Source organism: Cellulomonas sp. P4_B5_2 (assembly GCF_056402235.1).
This window is the reverse complement of record NZ_JBFUHU010000049.1, coordinates 1-14,595: the sequence shown is the minus strand read 5'-3', so window position 1 is coordinate 14,595 and position 14,595 is coordinate 1. Positions and strand designations below refer to the sequence as shown.

Sequence of the window (14,595 nt, the reverse complement as noted above, 5' to 3'; positions counted from 1 at the left end):
CGCCCGGGAGGGGCCGCCACCTGCACGCGACCGCCGCGGGCAGCGGCCAGCAGCTGGGCGCCGAGGCAGATGCCGAGCGTCGGGAYGCCCTGGGCGCTCGCGTCGGCCAGCAGCACGCGCAGCGCGGGGAGCCACGGGGCTGTGGCGTCGTCGTAGGCGGACATGTGGCCGCCGAGCACGACGAGACCGTCGCCGACCTCGTCGGCCGCGGGAACGCTCTCACCGGCGAAGGCCGCAACGACGCGCACGTCGACGTCCAGCCACTCGCCGAAGCGGTCGAGCGGGACGTCGGGGGAGCTCTGGATCACGGTGACGACCGGTCGGGGGCCACCGGAGAAGGGGAGGGTCACGCGCAGACGGTACCCCTGCACTACCGGAATCCTGCAAGAAACGACCGTCCGGTCTGTCCCGGTCTGTCCCGGTCGGCCACCTTTGCCGACCGGATGAACCTGTCACGCGTGCGCGTCATCGCACTCGAACCAACCCCGCATTCACCCAGCGAACTCCCAGGATCCGGGCGGAGAATCGGAGGATGTCCACACCCCCGGAGGCACGTCTGCTCGTCGTCGACGACGAGCCGAACATCCGCGAGCTGCTCGCCACGTCGCTGCGGTTCGCCGGCTTCGAGGTGTTCGCGGCCGCCGACGGAGGCTCCGCGCTGCGCCTCGCCCGCGAGGTGGAGCCCGACCTGGTGGTGCTCGACGTCATGCTCCCCGACATGGACGGGTTCACGGTCACCCGCCGCCTGCGGGAGAAGGGCCAGCACGTCCCCGTCCTGTTCCTCACCGCCCGCGACGACACGGCCGACAAGGTCCAGGGCCTGACGGTGGGCGGCGACGACTACGTCACCAAGCCGTTCAGCCTGGAGGAGGTCGTCGCCCGGATCCGCGCGGTCCTGCGGCGCACCCGGCCGGGTCTCGACGACGACGGCAGCGTGCTGCGGTACGCGGACCTCGAGCTCGACGAGGACTCCCACGAGGTGGTCCGCGCCGGCCATCCCGTCGACCTGTCCCCCACCGAGTTCAAGCTGCTGCGCTACCTCATGCTYAACCCCGGCCGCGTGCTGTCGAAGTCGCAGATCCTCGACCACGTCTGGCAGTACGACTGGGGCGGCGACGCCAACATCGTCGAGTCCTACATCTCCTACCTGCGCCGCAAGATCGACCAGATCGACGGTGCGGACGGCACCCGGCTGCCCCCGCTCATCCACACCAAGCGCGGCGTGGGCTACCTGCTGCGCGAGTCGACGTGAGCACGGACACGACAACCACCGACCCTGCGCCCGCGTCGGCGTCCGCCGAGGCCACACCCGGTCCGCGGCCGCTGGCCACGCTCCGGGACCGCTGGGCGGGCGTCCCGCTGGTCACCCGCCTCGTCGGCATCGTCACGGTCCTGCTCGCGTTCGGGCTGGTGCTCGCCGGGGCGACCAGCGCGGCGCTGCTCGAGGGCACGCTCGTGGGCCAGGTCGACAAGAAGCTGCAGACCGAGGGCACGCAGGTGGCCGAGCAGCGGCTCAGCCAGCTCGACCTCACCGGCAACCCGTTCTACACGCCCAGCGACTACTACCTGCGCTACGCGGTGGACAACGACGAGCTGCCGATCCTCTCGGAGACGACCCGCGACCAGTACGGCACGCCGAAGGTGCCGTCCCTGAGCATCGACCAGGCGACCGCCCGCCACGGCGACCCGTTCACCGTCCCCTCCACGCAGCCGGGCTCGCAGTGGCGCGTCGTCGCGTACAACTTCTCGATGCGCGACGGGAGCGTCGGCACCGCGGTCATCGCGCTCCCGCTCGGGGACATCCAGCGCACCGTGAAGCACATGACCCTCGTCCTGCTGCTCAGCGGCCTCGGGATCGTCCTGCTCGGTGCCGCGGCCGGCGCGTGGGCGGTCCGACGCTCGCTGAAGCCGCTGCGCGAGATCGAGACGACGGCCGCGGCGATCGCCGCCGGGGACCTGTCGCAGCGCGTCGCCCCGGGTCCCGAGCACACCGAGGTCGGACGGCTCAGCGCCGCACTGAACGGCATGCTCGCGCAGATCGAGCTGGCGTTCGGTGCTCAGAGCGCCTCCGAGGCCCGCATGCGCCGGTTCGTCGCCGACGCCTCCCACGAGCTCCGCACCCCCCTGGCCACCATCCGCGGCTACGGCGAGCTGTACCGGATGGGCGCCCTGACCACGACCGACCAGGTGGACGACACCCTGCGCCGCATCGAGCAGTCGGCGATCCGGATGGGTGCGCTCGTCGAGGACCTGCTCGCGCTCGCGCGCGTCGACGAGGGCCGCCCCATGCACACGGGACCCGTGGACCTCACCGTGCTCGCCGCCGACGCGGTCAGCGACCTGCACGCCCTCGACCCGTCCCGGCCCACCCGGCTGGTCCCGCTGGTCGACGGCGCCGCGGGTGCGCCCTGCATCGTGGACGGCGAGGAGTCGCGGCTACGGCAGGTGCTGGCCAACCTCGTCGGCAACGCGGTCCAGCACACCCCGCCCGGCACCCCCGTCGAGATCGCCGTCGGGACCCTACCGACCGGCGAGGGCGCGTTCGAGGTGCGCGACCACGGCCCGGGCATCGACCCGGAGCACGCCGCCCGGGTGTTCGAGCGGTTCTACCGGGTGGACGCAAGCCGAGGGCGCGACTCCGGTGGCGCGGGCCTCGGCATGGCCATCGTCGCCGCGATCGTCGACGCGCACGGCGGGTCGGTGCACCTGGAGCAGACACCCGGAGGGGGGACGACGGTCCGTGTCACGCTGCCGGCCCCGACCCCCGAGTCACAGCCCTGAGGGCTACCATGGCGGGTTCCTACCGTCGGATGAAGGCTGATTCATGGGCGTCCATGACGCACCGCAGTGGTTGTTGTCCGCGTTCGTACGCAGCGCCGTCGGCGCCGGCGCCACCGCCTCGACCGAGCAGATCCGCGACGCCGGCCAGGCGCTGGTGGACCGATGGGGCTCGCCCGGACGGTCGTTCCACAACCTGAAGCACCTGGTCGACGTGCTGAGCCGGGTCGACGAGCTGGTCGAGGAGACCCACCAGCCCGACGTCGTGCGACTGGCGGCCTGGTACCACGGCGCCATCTTCGACGCCGCCGACCGCAAGGCCTACGCCAACCGCGGCGGCGAGGACGAGATCGCCAGCGCGCGGCTCGCCTTCGACGAGCTGATCGCCCTCGGCGTGCCGGAGCCGCGCGCCCAGCGCGTGCACGACCTGGTCGTCGCCCTGGTCCGGCACGCCCCCAACCCGTCGGACTTCGACTGCGCGGTGCTCTGCGACGCGGACCTCGCGATGCTCGCCACCGAGCCGCAGAAGTACAAGGCCTACGTCCACGACATCCGCACCGAGTACGCGCACCTGCCGGTCGAGGACTACCTGCGCGCCCGCGTCCGGATCCTGCACAAGCTCCTGGCCCGCCCGTCCCTGTTCGTCAGCCCGCTCGGGGCCGCCTGGGAGGAGCCGGCACGGCAGAACCTGTCCGGCGAGCTGCAGCGGCTGGAGAAGGAGCTCCGCGCGATCGACGCGGAGGCTGCGTCCGCCGCCGCGGAGGCCGCGGCCGCGAGCACTGCCGCCTCGGACAGTGCCTCGAGCGCGTCCTCGAACGCTTCCGCGACCGCCGAGCGCGGCACCGAGGACTCGAACGCGGCTCGCTCCTGACCGTGCCGCGTGGCGGGCGCCGCGAGTGCGTCCTCGCACGTCACCGCGAACACCGAGGACTCGAGCGCGGCGCGCTCCTGACCGCCGCCTGATCGTGCTGCGCCCCGGGGTGCTGCGCGACGTCGTCGAGCGCCTCGCCGGGCGGGCCGCGTAGTACGCTGTGGGAGCGCTCTCGCGTGCCTCCGTTCTGCTGGTCCTTGGTCGGGCTGCGAATGTGTGTGACTGGGAGCTGGTCGGTCCCGGACCGGGGTGCAGCGGCACCCCGGCCGGGGACGGACCGCGGGCGCCCGTCGAGCCGCCCACAGCCCGCCGCTGCGCGCCCTCTCCCCCGGCTTGCGCTCTCCCGGCCCACCCGGCCCCCCTCCCTCCTAGCGTCCTCGACCAGGAGCCGGGACCACCCGGCGTGGACGACGGAGGTCGCATGAGCAGGTACGAGGTCGACAGCGCACAGGTCGCGACGGCGGCGGCGAGCGTCCAGGCGCGTGCGGGCGCGATCCGCAGCGAGGTCGCCGCGATGCACCGCCAGCTCGCTGACCTGCAGGGCTCGTGGCGGGGCGCCGCAGCGACCGCGTTCTCCGGCGTGCTGGCCGACTGGTCGGCCACGGAGGCACGGCTCGACGCGTCGCTGGAGCAGATCGTGGCCGCGATGCAGTCGGCGGCGCGCACCTACGCGGAGGCCGAGTCGCAGGCGTCCCGGCTGTTCAGCGTGTGAGGACCGCCCTCCCGTGCCTACGCTCGGGCCGTGACGGTGCTGGTGGACCCCCCGATGTGGCCGAACCACGGCATGCTCTGGGGCCATCTGGTCAGCGACTCGTCGTTGGAGGAGCTGCACGCCTTCGCGGCCCGGGCGGGGATCCCGCCGCGAGGGTTCGACCTCGACCACTACGACGTGCCGGACCAGCGGATCGAGGAGCTGGTGGCGCTCGGCGCCGAGCTGGTGAGCGCCAAGGAGCTGATCCGGCGGCTGCGGGCATCGGGGCTGCGGGTGCCCGCCCGGGACCGCGGTCGGCACCGGTAGGCCGCGGGCGGAGCTCCTCAGAGTCCCTGCCGCAGGGCCTCCACCCAGCCACCGGTCGCCGTGATGTCGGCCCCGGCGGTGCCCGCCTCGGCGGTGCAGCCGAAGCCGACCACCCAGGACCCGTCCTCGAGCTCGACCTGGCCCAGCATCATCGGCGAGGGCAGCCCGGCGAGCATGCTGCCGAGCGCGCCCGCCGAGAGTCGCCACACCTCTCCCGCGATCGGTGCACCCGCGCCGGGTCCCACGCGCAGCAGGCCGGGCTTGCGGGGCTGGGTGTCGAGGGCGACCAGGCGGTAGGCGTCCGAGGTCCGGACCGGCCGGCCGAACCGGGCGCCGAGCTCCTCCAGCTCACGGTTCAGGGGCTGGCCGCGCAGGTGGGCGCCGACGACGAGGACGTCGACGCCGGCCTCGACCAGCGGGGCGCTCTCGACTCCCAGCATCCGCGCCGCGAGGTCCACGGCCAGCTGGTCGTCGAACGCGCGCGACACCAGCGTGACCCCGAACGGTCCCCCGTCCGCGGTGCCGGCGGGGATCGCGACGGCGGCCATGTCGAGGAGGTTGACGAAGTTCGTGTAGGTGCCGAGCCGGCGGTTGATGGCCATCGGGTCCGCCTGCACCGCCGCGATGGTCGGGTGCTCGGTGGTCGTCGGCAGCAGGAGCAGGTCGCAGCCGTCCAGCACCGCGTCGGCCTCCACCTTGGCGACCGCCAGCCGGGCCCGGTCGCGGACGTACGCGTGGGCGGGGGTGTCGCGGCCGGCCAGGATGATCGAGCGCACCGTCGGGTCGGCGTCGGGTGCGTCGGCGAGGAACGCGCCCACCGCCTCGTACCGCTCGGCCACGATCGCGCCGTCGTAGAGCAGCCGGGCGGCGGACAGCATGCCGGAGATGTCCACGCGCCTGACCTGCGCACCGACGGCCCGGACGGCGACCACCGCGGCGTCGAACGCTGCTCGCCAGCCGGGCGAGAGCGATGCGAGGTCCTCGTCGCGCGGCACGGCGACCACCGGCACCGAACGCAGTCCCAGCCGCACGCCCGCCGGCCAGGGGCGACGCACGGGATCCAGCGGGTCGGCACCGGTCATCGTGCGGGTGGCCAGCACGCCGAGCTCCAGGTCGCGGGTGAACGTGGTGACCACGTCGTAGTTCCGGYAGGCCGGCACCACCCCTGTCGTCGGCACGAGACCGAGGGTCGTCTTGATGCCGACCAGGCCCCCGAAGGCCGCCGGCACGCGGCCGGACCCGGCGGTGTCGGTACCGATCCCGATGTCGGCGATGCCGAGCGCGACCGCGACGGCCGACCCGGAGCTGGACCCCCCGGAGACGCGCTCGGGCAGGGTCGCGTGCCGGACCGCGCCGTAGGGGCTGCGGACTCCGACCAGCCCGGTGGCGAACTGGTCGAGGTTGGTCTTTCCGAGCACGACGGCACCCGCGTCGACCAGGGCCTGGATCGCGGGCGCGGTGACGGTCGCGGGCCCCGGCCTGCCTGCGGGCTCCGTGGCGTAGGACGGGCACGCGGCCGTCGTCGGGACCCCCGCGACGTCGATGTTGTCCTTGACCGCCACCGTGCGCCCTGCGAGCGGGAGCACGGCACCGGCTGCGCGGCGGGCATCGATCTCCCGGGCGGCGTCGAGCGCCACGGCTTCCGGGAGGAGAGTGATCCAGACCTCCGGCCGGTCGACCTCGGCGATCCGGGCGTAGGCGGCGCGGACGCGTGCCTCGGCCACCCCGACAGCTGTCGACACCCGCATCTCGCTCGCCACGCCGTCCATCGTCGTCCCCGTCACGCACCCACCGCCAAGATCGCGAGCGGCGCGCCGGGGCCGACGTGCTGACCCGGCTGGACGAGCACCTTGAGGACCGTGCCGTCCGACGGGGCGACCACGCCGAGCTCGAGCTTCATGGCCTCGAGCGCGACGATCAGGTCGCCCTCCTTGACCTGCTCACCGGCCTGGGCCTCGATCCGCCAGACGCTGCCGACCATCGGCGCCTCGACCAGCACGCACCCGTCGAGCAGCTCGATCTCGCCCGGTCCCGCGGCGACGTCACCGGCGTGCGCAGGCTCCCCGTCGTCGGTGGAGTCGAGCTCGCCCGCGAGCGCCCAGGCGGCGCGCTCGTCGGCGAAGGCGGCTGCCTGGCGGGCCTGGAACTCGGCGATGTCGTCGGCGTGCTCCGCCAGGAGCTCCAGGTGCTCGCGGTAGGAGAACGTGCCGTGCTCGACCTCGACGTCCAGGCGCCCGGCGGCGAACGCGTCACGCTGGGCCAGCAGCTCGTCGGCCGCGACCGGGTGCCAGACGACCCGGTCGAAGAACCGGAGCAACCAGGGCTTGCCGGGTTCGAAGACCCCGCGCTGCCGGTGCCCGGACCAGATGGGCACGGTCCGGCCGACCAGCTGGTAGCCGCCGGGCGAGTCCATGCCGTAGACGCACAGGTACTGGCCGCCGAGGCCGACGGTGTCCGCGGCGGTCCAGGTGCGCGCCGGGTTGTACTTGGTGGTCATCAGGCGGTGCCGCGGGTCCAGCGGGACGGCCAGCGGGGCGCCGAGGTAGACGTCCCCGAGGCCGAGCACCAGGTACTCGGCGGCCATCATCGTGGCGAACACGTCGTCGGTGGAGGGCAGGCCGTTGACCCGGCGGACGAACTCGATGTTCGACGGCAGCCACGGTGCCTCCGGGCGGACTCCGGCCTGGTAGCGGGCGACCGCCTCGGCGATCACCGGGTCGTCGAACGACAGCGGCAGGTGGATGCGGCGGCTCGGCACGACGAGGTCCTCCGTGGCGGGCAGCGACGCCTCGAGCCCGACCAGGACGTCGACGAGCGCGTGCACCGAGATCACCGACGGGTCGACGTGCACGTGCAGGCTGCGGACTCCGGGGGTGATGTCGATGACGCCCGGGGTGCCCGACAGAGCCTCGCCCAGGGCGTGCACGCGCATCCGCAGACCGAGGTCGAGCACCATCGGGCCGTACTCGACGAGCACGTTGTCGTCGCCACCGCGCAGGTAGACCACGTCGGGCGTGCCCGGGACCCGGGCGAGGACGCCGTCGTCGCCGTCGGGACCCGTGAGCACGTCAGGCCCGAGGTGCGCGGACGCGCGGAGGGCGTCGTCGGTGCGCAGGGCGTCCGCGGTCGCGTCGGGAACGGGCACCAGCCGGACGGTGTCGCCGGGCCGGATCTGGCCCATCTTCCAGCGGTGCCCGACCACCACGGTCAGCGGGCAGGCGAACCCGCCGAGGCTGGGGCCGTCGGGGCCGAGCAGGATCGGGGTGTCGCCGGAGACGTTCAGGGCGCCCACCGAGTACGGGTTGTCGTGCAGGTTCGACGGGTGCAGGCCCGCCTCGCCGCCGTCGGGTCGCGCCCACTGCGGCTTCGGGCCGGTCAGCCGGATGCCCGTGCGGTTGGCGTGCGTCTGCACCTGCCACGTGGAGGCGTAGAACATCTCCATGTCCGCGGGCGTGAAGTACGCCGGCGCCGGCTGCGGTCCCTCCTGGACCGCCACCTCCCACTCGTGCACCAGCTGCGGCCGGACGTCCTCCGGCACGACCACCGGATCGGGTCCGTCGGGGACGCCCGGCACGAGCGTGTCGCCGACGACGAGCGCCCGGCCGGTGTACCCGCCGAAGCCGCCCATGGAGAAGGTCGACGCCGAGCCGAGGTAGAGCGGCACGTCCAGCCCACCACGCAGCAGGACGTAGGTGCGCAGGCCCGCATCGAACGGAGCCCCGACGTCGAGCACGGCGCCGGCGGGGACGGTCACGGGCTCCCACTGCGGCACCGCGAGGCCGTCGACCGTCACGGGCGCCGGCGCGCCGGTCACGCAGACGACGGTCTCGTGGCTGAACCGCAGGCGCGGGCCGGTCAGCGTGCACTCCAGCCCGGGCGCACCCTCGGGGTTGCCCAGCGCGCGGTTGCCCAGCCGGAACGAGAGGTCGTCCATGGGCCCCGAGGGCGAGATGCCGACGTCCCAGAACCCGAGCCTGCCCGGCCAGTCCTGCACGGTCGTCATCACGCCCGGCCGGACGACGTCGATGTACGGCTCGTCGTCGGTGACGCCCGCGAGCGTGCCCGTGGTGTGCTCCGCGGCCAGCACGTCGGGCTGCCGGACCGCCTCGCGCAGGAGAGGAAGGTTCGTCTGCACCCCGGTGAACCGGGTGGCCGCGAGCGCGCGGGCCGACGCCGCGAACGCAGCCGGACGGTCCGCCGCGTGCACGATCACCTTGGCCAGCATCGGGTCGTAGTGGCTGGTGACCTGCTGCCCGGTCTCGGCCCACGCGTCGACGCGCACCCCGGGGTCGTCGGGGTAGATCACCTCCGTGAGCAGACCGGCGCTCGGCTGGTAGTCCTTGCGCGGGTCCTCCGCGTAGACCCGGACCTCGACGGCGTGGCCCTGGATCGCCGGGCCGTCGTCCGGGACCTCGTCCAGGAACGAGACGTCGCCCTGGGCCAGCTGCAGCATCCAGGCCACCAGGTCGACGCGCGTCACGGCCTCGGTCACCGGGTGCTCGACCTGCAGACGCGTGTTGACCTCGAGGAACGACGCCTCGCCGCGGTCCACGTCGTACACGTACTCGACCGTCCCCGCCGACCGGTACGCCACGGACGCCGTCAGCGCGCGGGCCGACTCGTGCAGCATCGACCGGACGTCGTCGGGAAGGGCCGGCGCCGGTGCCTCCTCGACCACCTTCTGGTTGCGCCGCTGCAGCGAGCAGTCGCGGTCGCCCAGGCTGACCACGCGGCCCAGCCCGTCGCCGAACACCTGCACCTCCAGGTGCCGCGCGCGGGACACGAACCGCTCGAGGAACACCCCGGCGCTGCCGAAGCTCGCCGCCGCCAGGCGCTGCACGCGGTCGAACGCGGCCACCAGCTGGTCGGCGTCGGCACAGGCCTGCATGCCGATCCCCCCGCCACCGCCCACGGCCTTGACCATGACGGGATAGCCGACGACGGACGCGGCCGTGAGCGCCTCCTCGACCGACCCCAGCAGCCCGCTGCCCGCGACCAGTGGAACGCCCGCCGCGGCCGCCGCCTCGCGCGCCCGGTGCTTGTCGCCGAACACCGACAGCTGCGCGGGCGTCGGCCCGACGAACGCGAGCCCCGCTGCCTCGACCTCCCGCGCGAACTGCGCGTTCTCGGACAGGAACCCGTACCCGGGGTGGATCGCACCGGCGCCGCTCTCGGCCGCCGCGTGCAGCACGAGCTCAGGCCGCAAGTAGCTCTCGCCGGCCGCCGCGGGGCCCAGACGCACCGCGACGTCCGCCAGCCGCACGTGCGGGGCAGCCGCGTCGGCGTCCGAGTAGACCGCGACCGTCTTGAGCCCGAGCTCGCGCGCACTGCGCAGGATGCGGACGGCGATCTCGCCGCGGTTGGCCACGAGCAGGGTGTCGAACACGGCGTCCCCCGGGAGCGGTCGGGCCGGGCCCACGGAGGCGTCCGGCGCAGGGTGTATACACCCCGGTATCCGGCACGCTACGGAGACCGTGTTTCCCGGCCCACGCCCCCGCGTAAACGGTGCGTTACACCTGCTCCCGAGCGTGGCGCGGTGGCAGCCACCCCTGCAGCGTCCGCACGTTCGAGCGCCGGGACGACCGATCGTGCGGACCCAACAGCTGGTCGACGCAGTGTCCGCACCGTCGAGCGCCGGGACGGCCGAACCTGCGGACGTCGCGGCGGGCGGGGGGCAGCGGGCCGTCAGCCTGCGAGAGCCATCCGAGTCATCGACTGGGTCGCACGCTGCATGACGACCTCGAGCGACTCCCCCACGTGCTTGTGCAGGGCGGTCAGTGCCGCGGGCAGCTCGCGGGCGAGGACGAGGGTCATGATCTCGAGGTGCTCGTCGATGGTCGCGGTGATGCGGTCGGGCTCCACGAAGTCGTGCATGCGCACCGCACGGATCTTCTGGTTCACGGTGACCAGGGCACCGGTGAGCTGGGTGTTCCCCGACGACCGGGAGAGCACCTGGTGGAACCCCTCGTCGAAGAGCACGAAGCTGGCGTCCGGCTCGGGCGGGGCGTCGCGCAGCTCCGCCCACTTGTCGCGCTCGGCGCGGAGCAGCTCCTCGTCGTGCCGGACCTGCGGGTTCTCGATGGCCCGGGCGATCCCGCGCAGCTCGAGGGTGATCCGCAGTTCGTACAGGTTGCGCAGGTCCTCCAGGCTGGGCACGACGACGGCGTACCCGAAGTCGGTGCGCTCCACGAGACCGTCGGAGAGCAGTCGCGACAGCGCCTCGCGCACCGGGGTGCGCGAGACCTCGAACTGCTTGCCGAGCTTGGGCTCCGTCAGCCGCTCCCGCGGCGAGACCCGTCCGTTGAGGATCTCGTCGCGCAGCTGCTGGTAGACCACGTCCCGCAAGGAGCGGGGATCCTCCGTGCTCATGGTCACGAAGCGTAGACCTCGAACGGGACCGCACCGACGCTCACAGGGCCATCGCCGCCCGCACGTCGGCCTCCTGGTCGGCCCCGCCCGCACCCGAGCGTGTCACCCGGCCCGACTCCAGCACGTAGTACTGACCGGCAGCCGCCAGGGCGAACCCGACGTGCTGCTCGACCAGCAGCACGGACAGCCCGCCGGTCCGCGTGAGGGTGCCGATGGCGTCCTCGATCTCCTGGACGACGGACGGCTGGATGCCCTCGGTCGGCTCGTCGAGGATCAGGACGCGCGGACCCGTGAGCAGCGCGCGAGCGATGGCGAGCTGCTGGCGCTGGCCGCCGGAGAGGAGGCCGGCCCGCCGCCCGAGCAGGTCGCGCAGCGCCGGGAACAGGTCGAGCGCGTCGTCCATGCGGGCCGACGCCGCCGGACCGGCGCCGTCGGCGACGAGCTGGAGGTTCTCGCGTGCGGTGAGCTGCCCGAACGACTGCTGGCCCTGCGGCACGTACGCGAGCCCGCGGCGGACGCGCTGGTGCGGCCGCAGCCTCGACACGTCCTCGCCGAACAGCGTCACCCGGCCGCTCCGTACCGGCAGCAGCCCGACGGCCGCCCGCAGCAGTGTCGTCTTGCCGGCGCCGTTGTGGCCCATGATCGCGGTCACCCCGCCGTCGGCCACGGTGACGTCGACCCCGTGCACCACGGACGTGCGCCCGTACCCGACGTGCACCCCGGTGAGCTCAAGCATCAGCGACCCCCGTCCCACGGACCCCGGCGCCGCGGCCCAGGTACACCTCGACGACCCTCGGGTCCGCCTGCACCTGCGCCACCGTCCCCTCGCTGAGCACCGACCCCTGGTGGAGCACGGTCACCGACGACGCGAAGCTGCGCAGGAACTCCATGTCGTGCTCGACGACGACCACCGTGCGCTGCGCCCCGATCCGCTGGAGCAGCAGCCCGGTCTCCTCGCGCTCGGCCTGGCTCATGCCCGCCACGGGCTCGTCGAGCAGCAGCAGACGGGCGTCCTGCACCAGGAGCATCCCTATCTCCAGCCACTGCTTCTGCCCGTGCGCGAGCACCCCCGCGGGCTGGTCGCGCTGGTGCGTCAGCCCCACCGTCTCGAGCGCCGCCTCGACGGCCTCGGGGATCCCGGTCCGTCGCCGCAGCATGACCCGAGCCTTCCGCGACGACCCCGCCGCGATGTCGAGGTTCTGCAGCACGGTGAGCTCGTCGAACACGCTGGCCGTCTGGAACGTCCGGCCCACCCCGGCGCGCGCGACCTGGTGCGACGGCTTGCCGACGAGCTCCACTCCCCCGAACCGGATGGACCCGGTCGCCGGCGCCAGCCCCGTGATGGCGTCGACGATCGTGGTCTTGCCGGCCCCGTTCGGGCCGATGAGGAACCGCAGGTCCCCCTGCGTCACGGTGAGGTCGACGCCCGCCACGGCGACGAACCCGTCGAACACCACGCGCAGGTCGCGGATCTCGAGGTAGTCGTGCCGGAACCGGGACTCGTCGGCGGCGATCACCTGCTCGAGCGCGTCGGGGTCCAGCGACCCTGTCTCGTCGGTCATGTGGGTGTCCCGGCGGTCTCGAGGGTGGCGGGTGCAGGGTCGGGAACGGGTTCCGGCGGCTTCGCCCGGCGGCGGAACAGGCGACCGACCGTCGCGAGCCCGTTGGGCAGGAACGCGACGACGAGGATGAACAGCGCGCCCTGGAAGTAGATCCAGAACGACGGGAAGGACTCGGACAACGAGGTCTCCGCCCACGAGACGCCGATCGCGCCGAGCACCGGACCGAGCAGGGTGGCGCGCCCGCCGATCGCGACCCCGACCAGGAACCCGATCGAGGGCACGACGCCGACGTCGGCCGGCGAGATGATCCCGACGATCGGGGTGAACAGCGCCCCGCCGATCGCGGCGAAGCAGGCGGCGATCGCGTAGGCGACCACCTTGACCAGGGCGGGGTCGTAGCCGAGGAACCGGACGCGGTTCTCCTGGTCGCGCACCGCCACGAGCAGCTCGCCGTAGCGGGAGTTCATGACCAGCCGCACGATCGCGACCATGGCCAGCAGGACGCCCGCGGCGATGAAGTAGAGCATCCGCTTGTTCACGGGGTCGGCGAGCGTGAACCCGAAGAACGACTGGAACCCGTTGAGCCCGTTGGTTCCGCCGGTGACCTTCTGCTGGCCGACCAGCAGGATGGCGAACGCGGCCGCGAGAGCCTGCGACAGGATCGCGAAGTAGGCGCCCCGGACCCGCCGCTTGAACACCGCGAGGCCGAGCAGGGTGGCCACGAGGGCGGGCAGGACCAGGATCGCGAGGATCGTGACGACCGGGTCCCGGAACGGCTCCCACCAGGCCGGCACCGTGCCGTCGCCGTAGAGGAGCATGAAGTCGGGGACCCCGCCCGGGCCGGCGTCGGACAGCTTGAGGTGCATGGCCATGAGGTAGCCACCGAGGCCGAAGAACACGCCCTGCCCGAGCACCAGCATCCCGCCGCGCCCCCAGGCCAGCCCGATGCCGACCGCGACCATGGCGAGGCAGCAGAACTTGGCCAGCAGGTTGAGGCGGAAGTCGGAGAGCAGCGCCGGGGCGACGCCGAAGAGCACCACCGCGGCGAGGACGAGGCCGCCCCAGACCCGGACGCGGGGGCTCATGCGAGGCTCCGCGTCCGCACCGAGACGAGCCCCTGCGGCCTGACCTGCAAGAACGCGACGATCACGACGAACAGCAGCACCTTGGCCAGGCTCGCGGTCGTCGAGTACTCGAAGCCCGCCGAGAGCAGTCCGAGCCCGAACGCCGCGATCACCGCGCCCTTGAGCTGGCCGATGCCGCCGACCACCACCACGAGGAAGGCGTCGACGATGTAGTTGGTGCCCACGGTCGGACCGACCGACCCGAGCAGGGTGAGCGCGACGCCCGCGACGCCGGCCACGCCGGACCCGATGAAGAAGGTCAGCCGGTCGGTGGCCCGCGTCGAGATCCCCGACGTCTCGGCGAGGTCGCGGTTCTGCACGGTGGCCCGGATGCGCCGGCCGAGCGGGCTCAGCTTGAGCAGGAGCGCGAGGGCGACCACGCAGAGGATCGCGAGCGCCAGGATGAACAGTCGGGTCTTCGGGATCCCCACCCCGAGGATCGGGACGGCCCCGGACAGCCAGGCCGGTGCGCGGACGTCGACGTTGGGGGCGCCGAAGACGTCCCGCGCGAGCTGCTGCAGGACGAGCGCCACACCGAACGTGACCAGGAGCGTGTCCAGCGGCCGCGTGTACATCCGCGAGATGAGCGTGATCTCCAGGATCAGCCCGAGCAGGCCGCCGACGAGGAACCCGATCACCAGCGAGACCAGCAGGGACACCCCCGCGTCGGCGATCACCTTCTGCACGACGAACGCCGTGTACGCGCCGGCCATCATGAACTCGCCGTGCGCCATGTTGATGACGCCCATCTGACCGAACGTCAGCGCCAGGCCGAGCGCCGCGAGCAGCAGCACCGACCCCAGGCTGAGGCCCGCGAAGAGCTGTGAGACGAGGGCATCCATCCGGACCCGCCTTCCTGTCCGTGCGAGGGGG

At 73.2% G+C, this 14,595-nt stretch carries 13 protein-coding genes; 5 read left to right on the top strand and 8 right to left on the bottom strand.

Annotated elements, in window-relative coordinates:
- Positions 1-350, bottom strand: a 350-nt coding sequence (locus tag AC1DUQ_RS05330) for a glutamine amidotransferase-related protein (protein ID WP_477073482.1), incomplete at its 3' end; no start/stop codon positions are given.
- A 182-nt stretch (positions 351-532) separates the two neighbouring features.
- Between AC1DUQ_RS05330 and AC1DUQ_RS05325 the strand changes: the two genes are divergently transcribed.
- The 5 genes from AC1DUQ_RS05325 to AC1DUQ_RS05305 all read left to right on the top strand — a co-directional run bounded on the left by AC1DUQ_RS05325 (position 533) and on the right by AC1DUQ_RS05305 (position 4,667).
- Positions 533-1,252: a response regulator transcription factor gene (locus tag AC1DUQ_RS05325; RefSeq protein WP_477060013.1), complete on the top strand. Its 720-nt coding sequence runs from the start codon at positions 533-535 to the stop codon at positions 1,250-1,252.
- A complete protein-coding gene (locus tag AC1DUQ_RS05320; RefSeq protein WP_477060012.1) occupies positions 1,249-2,781 on the top strand; it encodes a sensor histidine kinase in 1,533 nt (510 codons plus the stop codon). Before AC1DUQ_RS05325 ends, AC1DUQ_RS05320 begins: the two co-directional genes overlap by 4 nt.
- Positions 2,782-2,824: 43 nt before the next feature.
- The gene (locus AC1DUQ_RS05315) at positions 2,825-3,649 is read left to right on the top strand and encodes an HD domain-containing protein (protein WP_477060011.1); all 825 of its coding nucleotides are present in this window, start codon (positions 2,825-2,827) and stop codon (positions 3,647-3,649) included.
- Between the two features lie 421 nt (positions 3,650-4,070).
- Entirely contained in the window at positions 4,071-4,361 is a 291-nt protein-coding gene (locus AC1DUQ_RS05310) for a WXG100 family type VII secretion target (RefSeq protein ID WP_477060010.1), read from the top strand.
- Positions 4,362-4,391: 30 nt separating this feature from the next.
- Positions 4,392-4,667: a DUF4031 domain-containing protein gene (locus tag AC1DUQ_RS05305; protein ID WP_477060009.1), complete on the top strand. Its 276-nt coding sequence runs from the start codon at positions 4,392-4,394 to the stop codon at positions 4,665-4,667.
- 17 nt (positions 4,668-4,684) lie between these two features.
- Here AC1DUQ_RS05305 and atzF read toward each other — a convergent pair whose 3' ends face one another.
- From atzF to urtB, 7 genes are all read right to left on the bottom strand, one after another.
- Entirely contained in the window at positions 4,685-6,451 is a 1,767-nt protein-coding gene (gene atzF, locus AC1DUQ_RS05300) for an allophanate hydrolase (protein ID WP_477073481.1), read from the bottom strand.
- The gene (gene uca, locus AC1DUQ_RS05295) at positions 6,448-10,053 is read right to left on the bottom strand and encodes an urea carboxylase (RefSeq protein WP_477060007.1); all 3,606 of its coding nucleotides are present in this window, start codon (positions 10,051-10,053) and stop codon (positions 6,448-6,450) included. The genes atzF and uca overlap by 4 nt, the downstream gene beginning before the upstream one ends.
- Before the next feature lie 299 nt (positions 10,054-10,352).
- Positions 10,353-11,036, bottom strand: coding sequence for a GntR family transcriptional regulator (locus tag AC1DUQ_RS05290; RefSeq protein ID WP_477060006.1), 684 nt, complete (start codon positions 11,034-11,036; stop codon positions 10,353-10,355).
- A 40-nt stretch (positions 11,037-11,076) separates the two neighbouring features.
- A complete protein-coding gene (gene urtE / locus AC1DUQ_RS05285; RefSeq protein ID WP_477060005.1) occupies positions 11,077-11,772 on the bottom strand; it encodes an urea ABC transporter ATP-binding subunit UrtE in 696 nt (231 codons plus the stop codon).
- A complete protein-coding gene (gene urtD / locus AC1DUQ_RS05280; RefSeq protein WP_477060004.1) occupies positions 11,765-12,598 on the bottom strand; it encodes an urea ABC transporter ATP-binding protein UrtD in 834 nt (277 codons plus the stop codon). The genes urtE and urtD overlap by 8 nt, the downstream gene beginning before the upstream one ends.
- Positions 12,595-13,683, bottom strand: a complete 1,089-nt coding sequence (gene urtC, locus AC1DUQ_RS05275; RefSeq protein WP_477060003.1) for an urea ABC transporter permease subunit UrtC — start codon at positions 13,681-13,683, stop codon at positions 12,595-12,597. Before urtC ends, urtD begins: the two co-directional genes overlap by 4 nt.
- Positions 13,680-14,564 (bottom strand): urea ABC transporter permease subunit UrtB, encoded by an 885-nt coding sequence (gene urtB / locus AC1DUQ_RS05270; RefSeq protein WP_477060002.1) that lies wholly within the window; start codon positions 14,562-14,564, stop codon positions 13,680-13,682. The genes urtC and urtB overlap by 4 nt, the downstream gene beginning before the upstream one ends.
- Between the last annotated feature and the right edge of the window lie 31 nt (positions 14,565-14,595).

Bases quoted from the DNA above. Each gene is read 5' to 3' on its own strand.
- urtB (WP_477060002.1), bottom strand. From the start codon at position 14,564: ATGGATGCCCTCGTCTCACAGCTCTTCGCGGGCCTCAGCCTGGGGTCG.
- AC1DUQ_RS05315 (WP_477060011.1), top strand. From the start codon at position 2,825: ATGGGCGTCCATGACGCACCGCAGTGGTTGTTGTCCGCGTTCGTACGC.
- AC1DUQ_RS05310 (WP_477060010.1), top strand. From the start codon at position 4,071: ATGAGCAGGTACGAGGTCGACAGCGCACAGGTCGCGACGGCGGCGGCG.
- urtC (WP_477060003.1), bottom strand. From the start codon at position 13,683: ATGAGCCCCCGCGTCCGGGTCTGGGGCGGCCTCGTCCTCGCCGCGGTG.
- AC1DUQ_RS05290 (WP_477060006.1), bottom strand. From the start codon at position 11,036: ATGAGCACGGAGGATCCCCGCTCCTTGCGGGACGTGGTCTACCAGCAG.
- urtE (WP_477060005.1), bottom strand. From the start codon at position 11,772: ATGCTTGAGCTCACCGGGGTGCACGTCGGGTACGGGCGCACGTCCGTG.
- urtD (WP_477060004.1), bottom strand. From the start codon at position 12,598: ATGACCGACGAGACAGGGTCGCTGGACCCCGACGCGCTCGAGCAGGTG.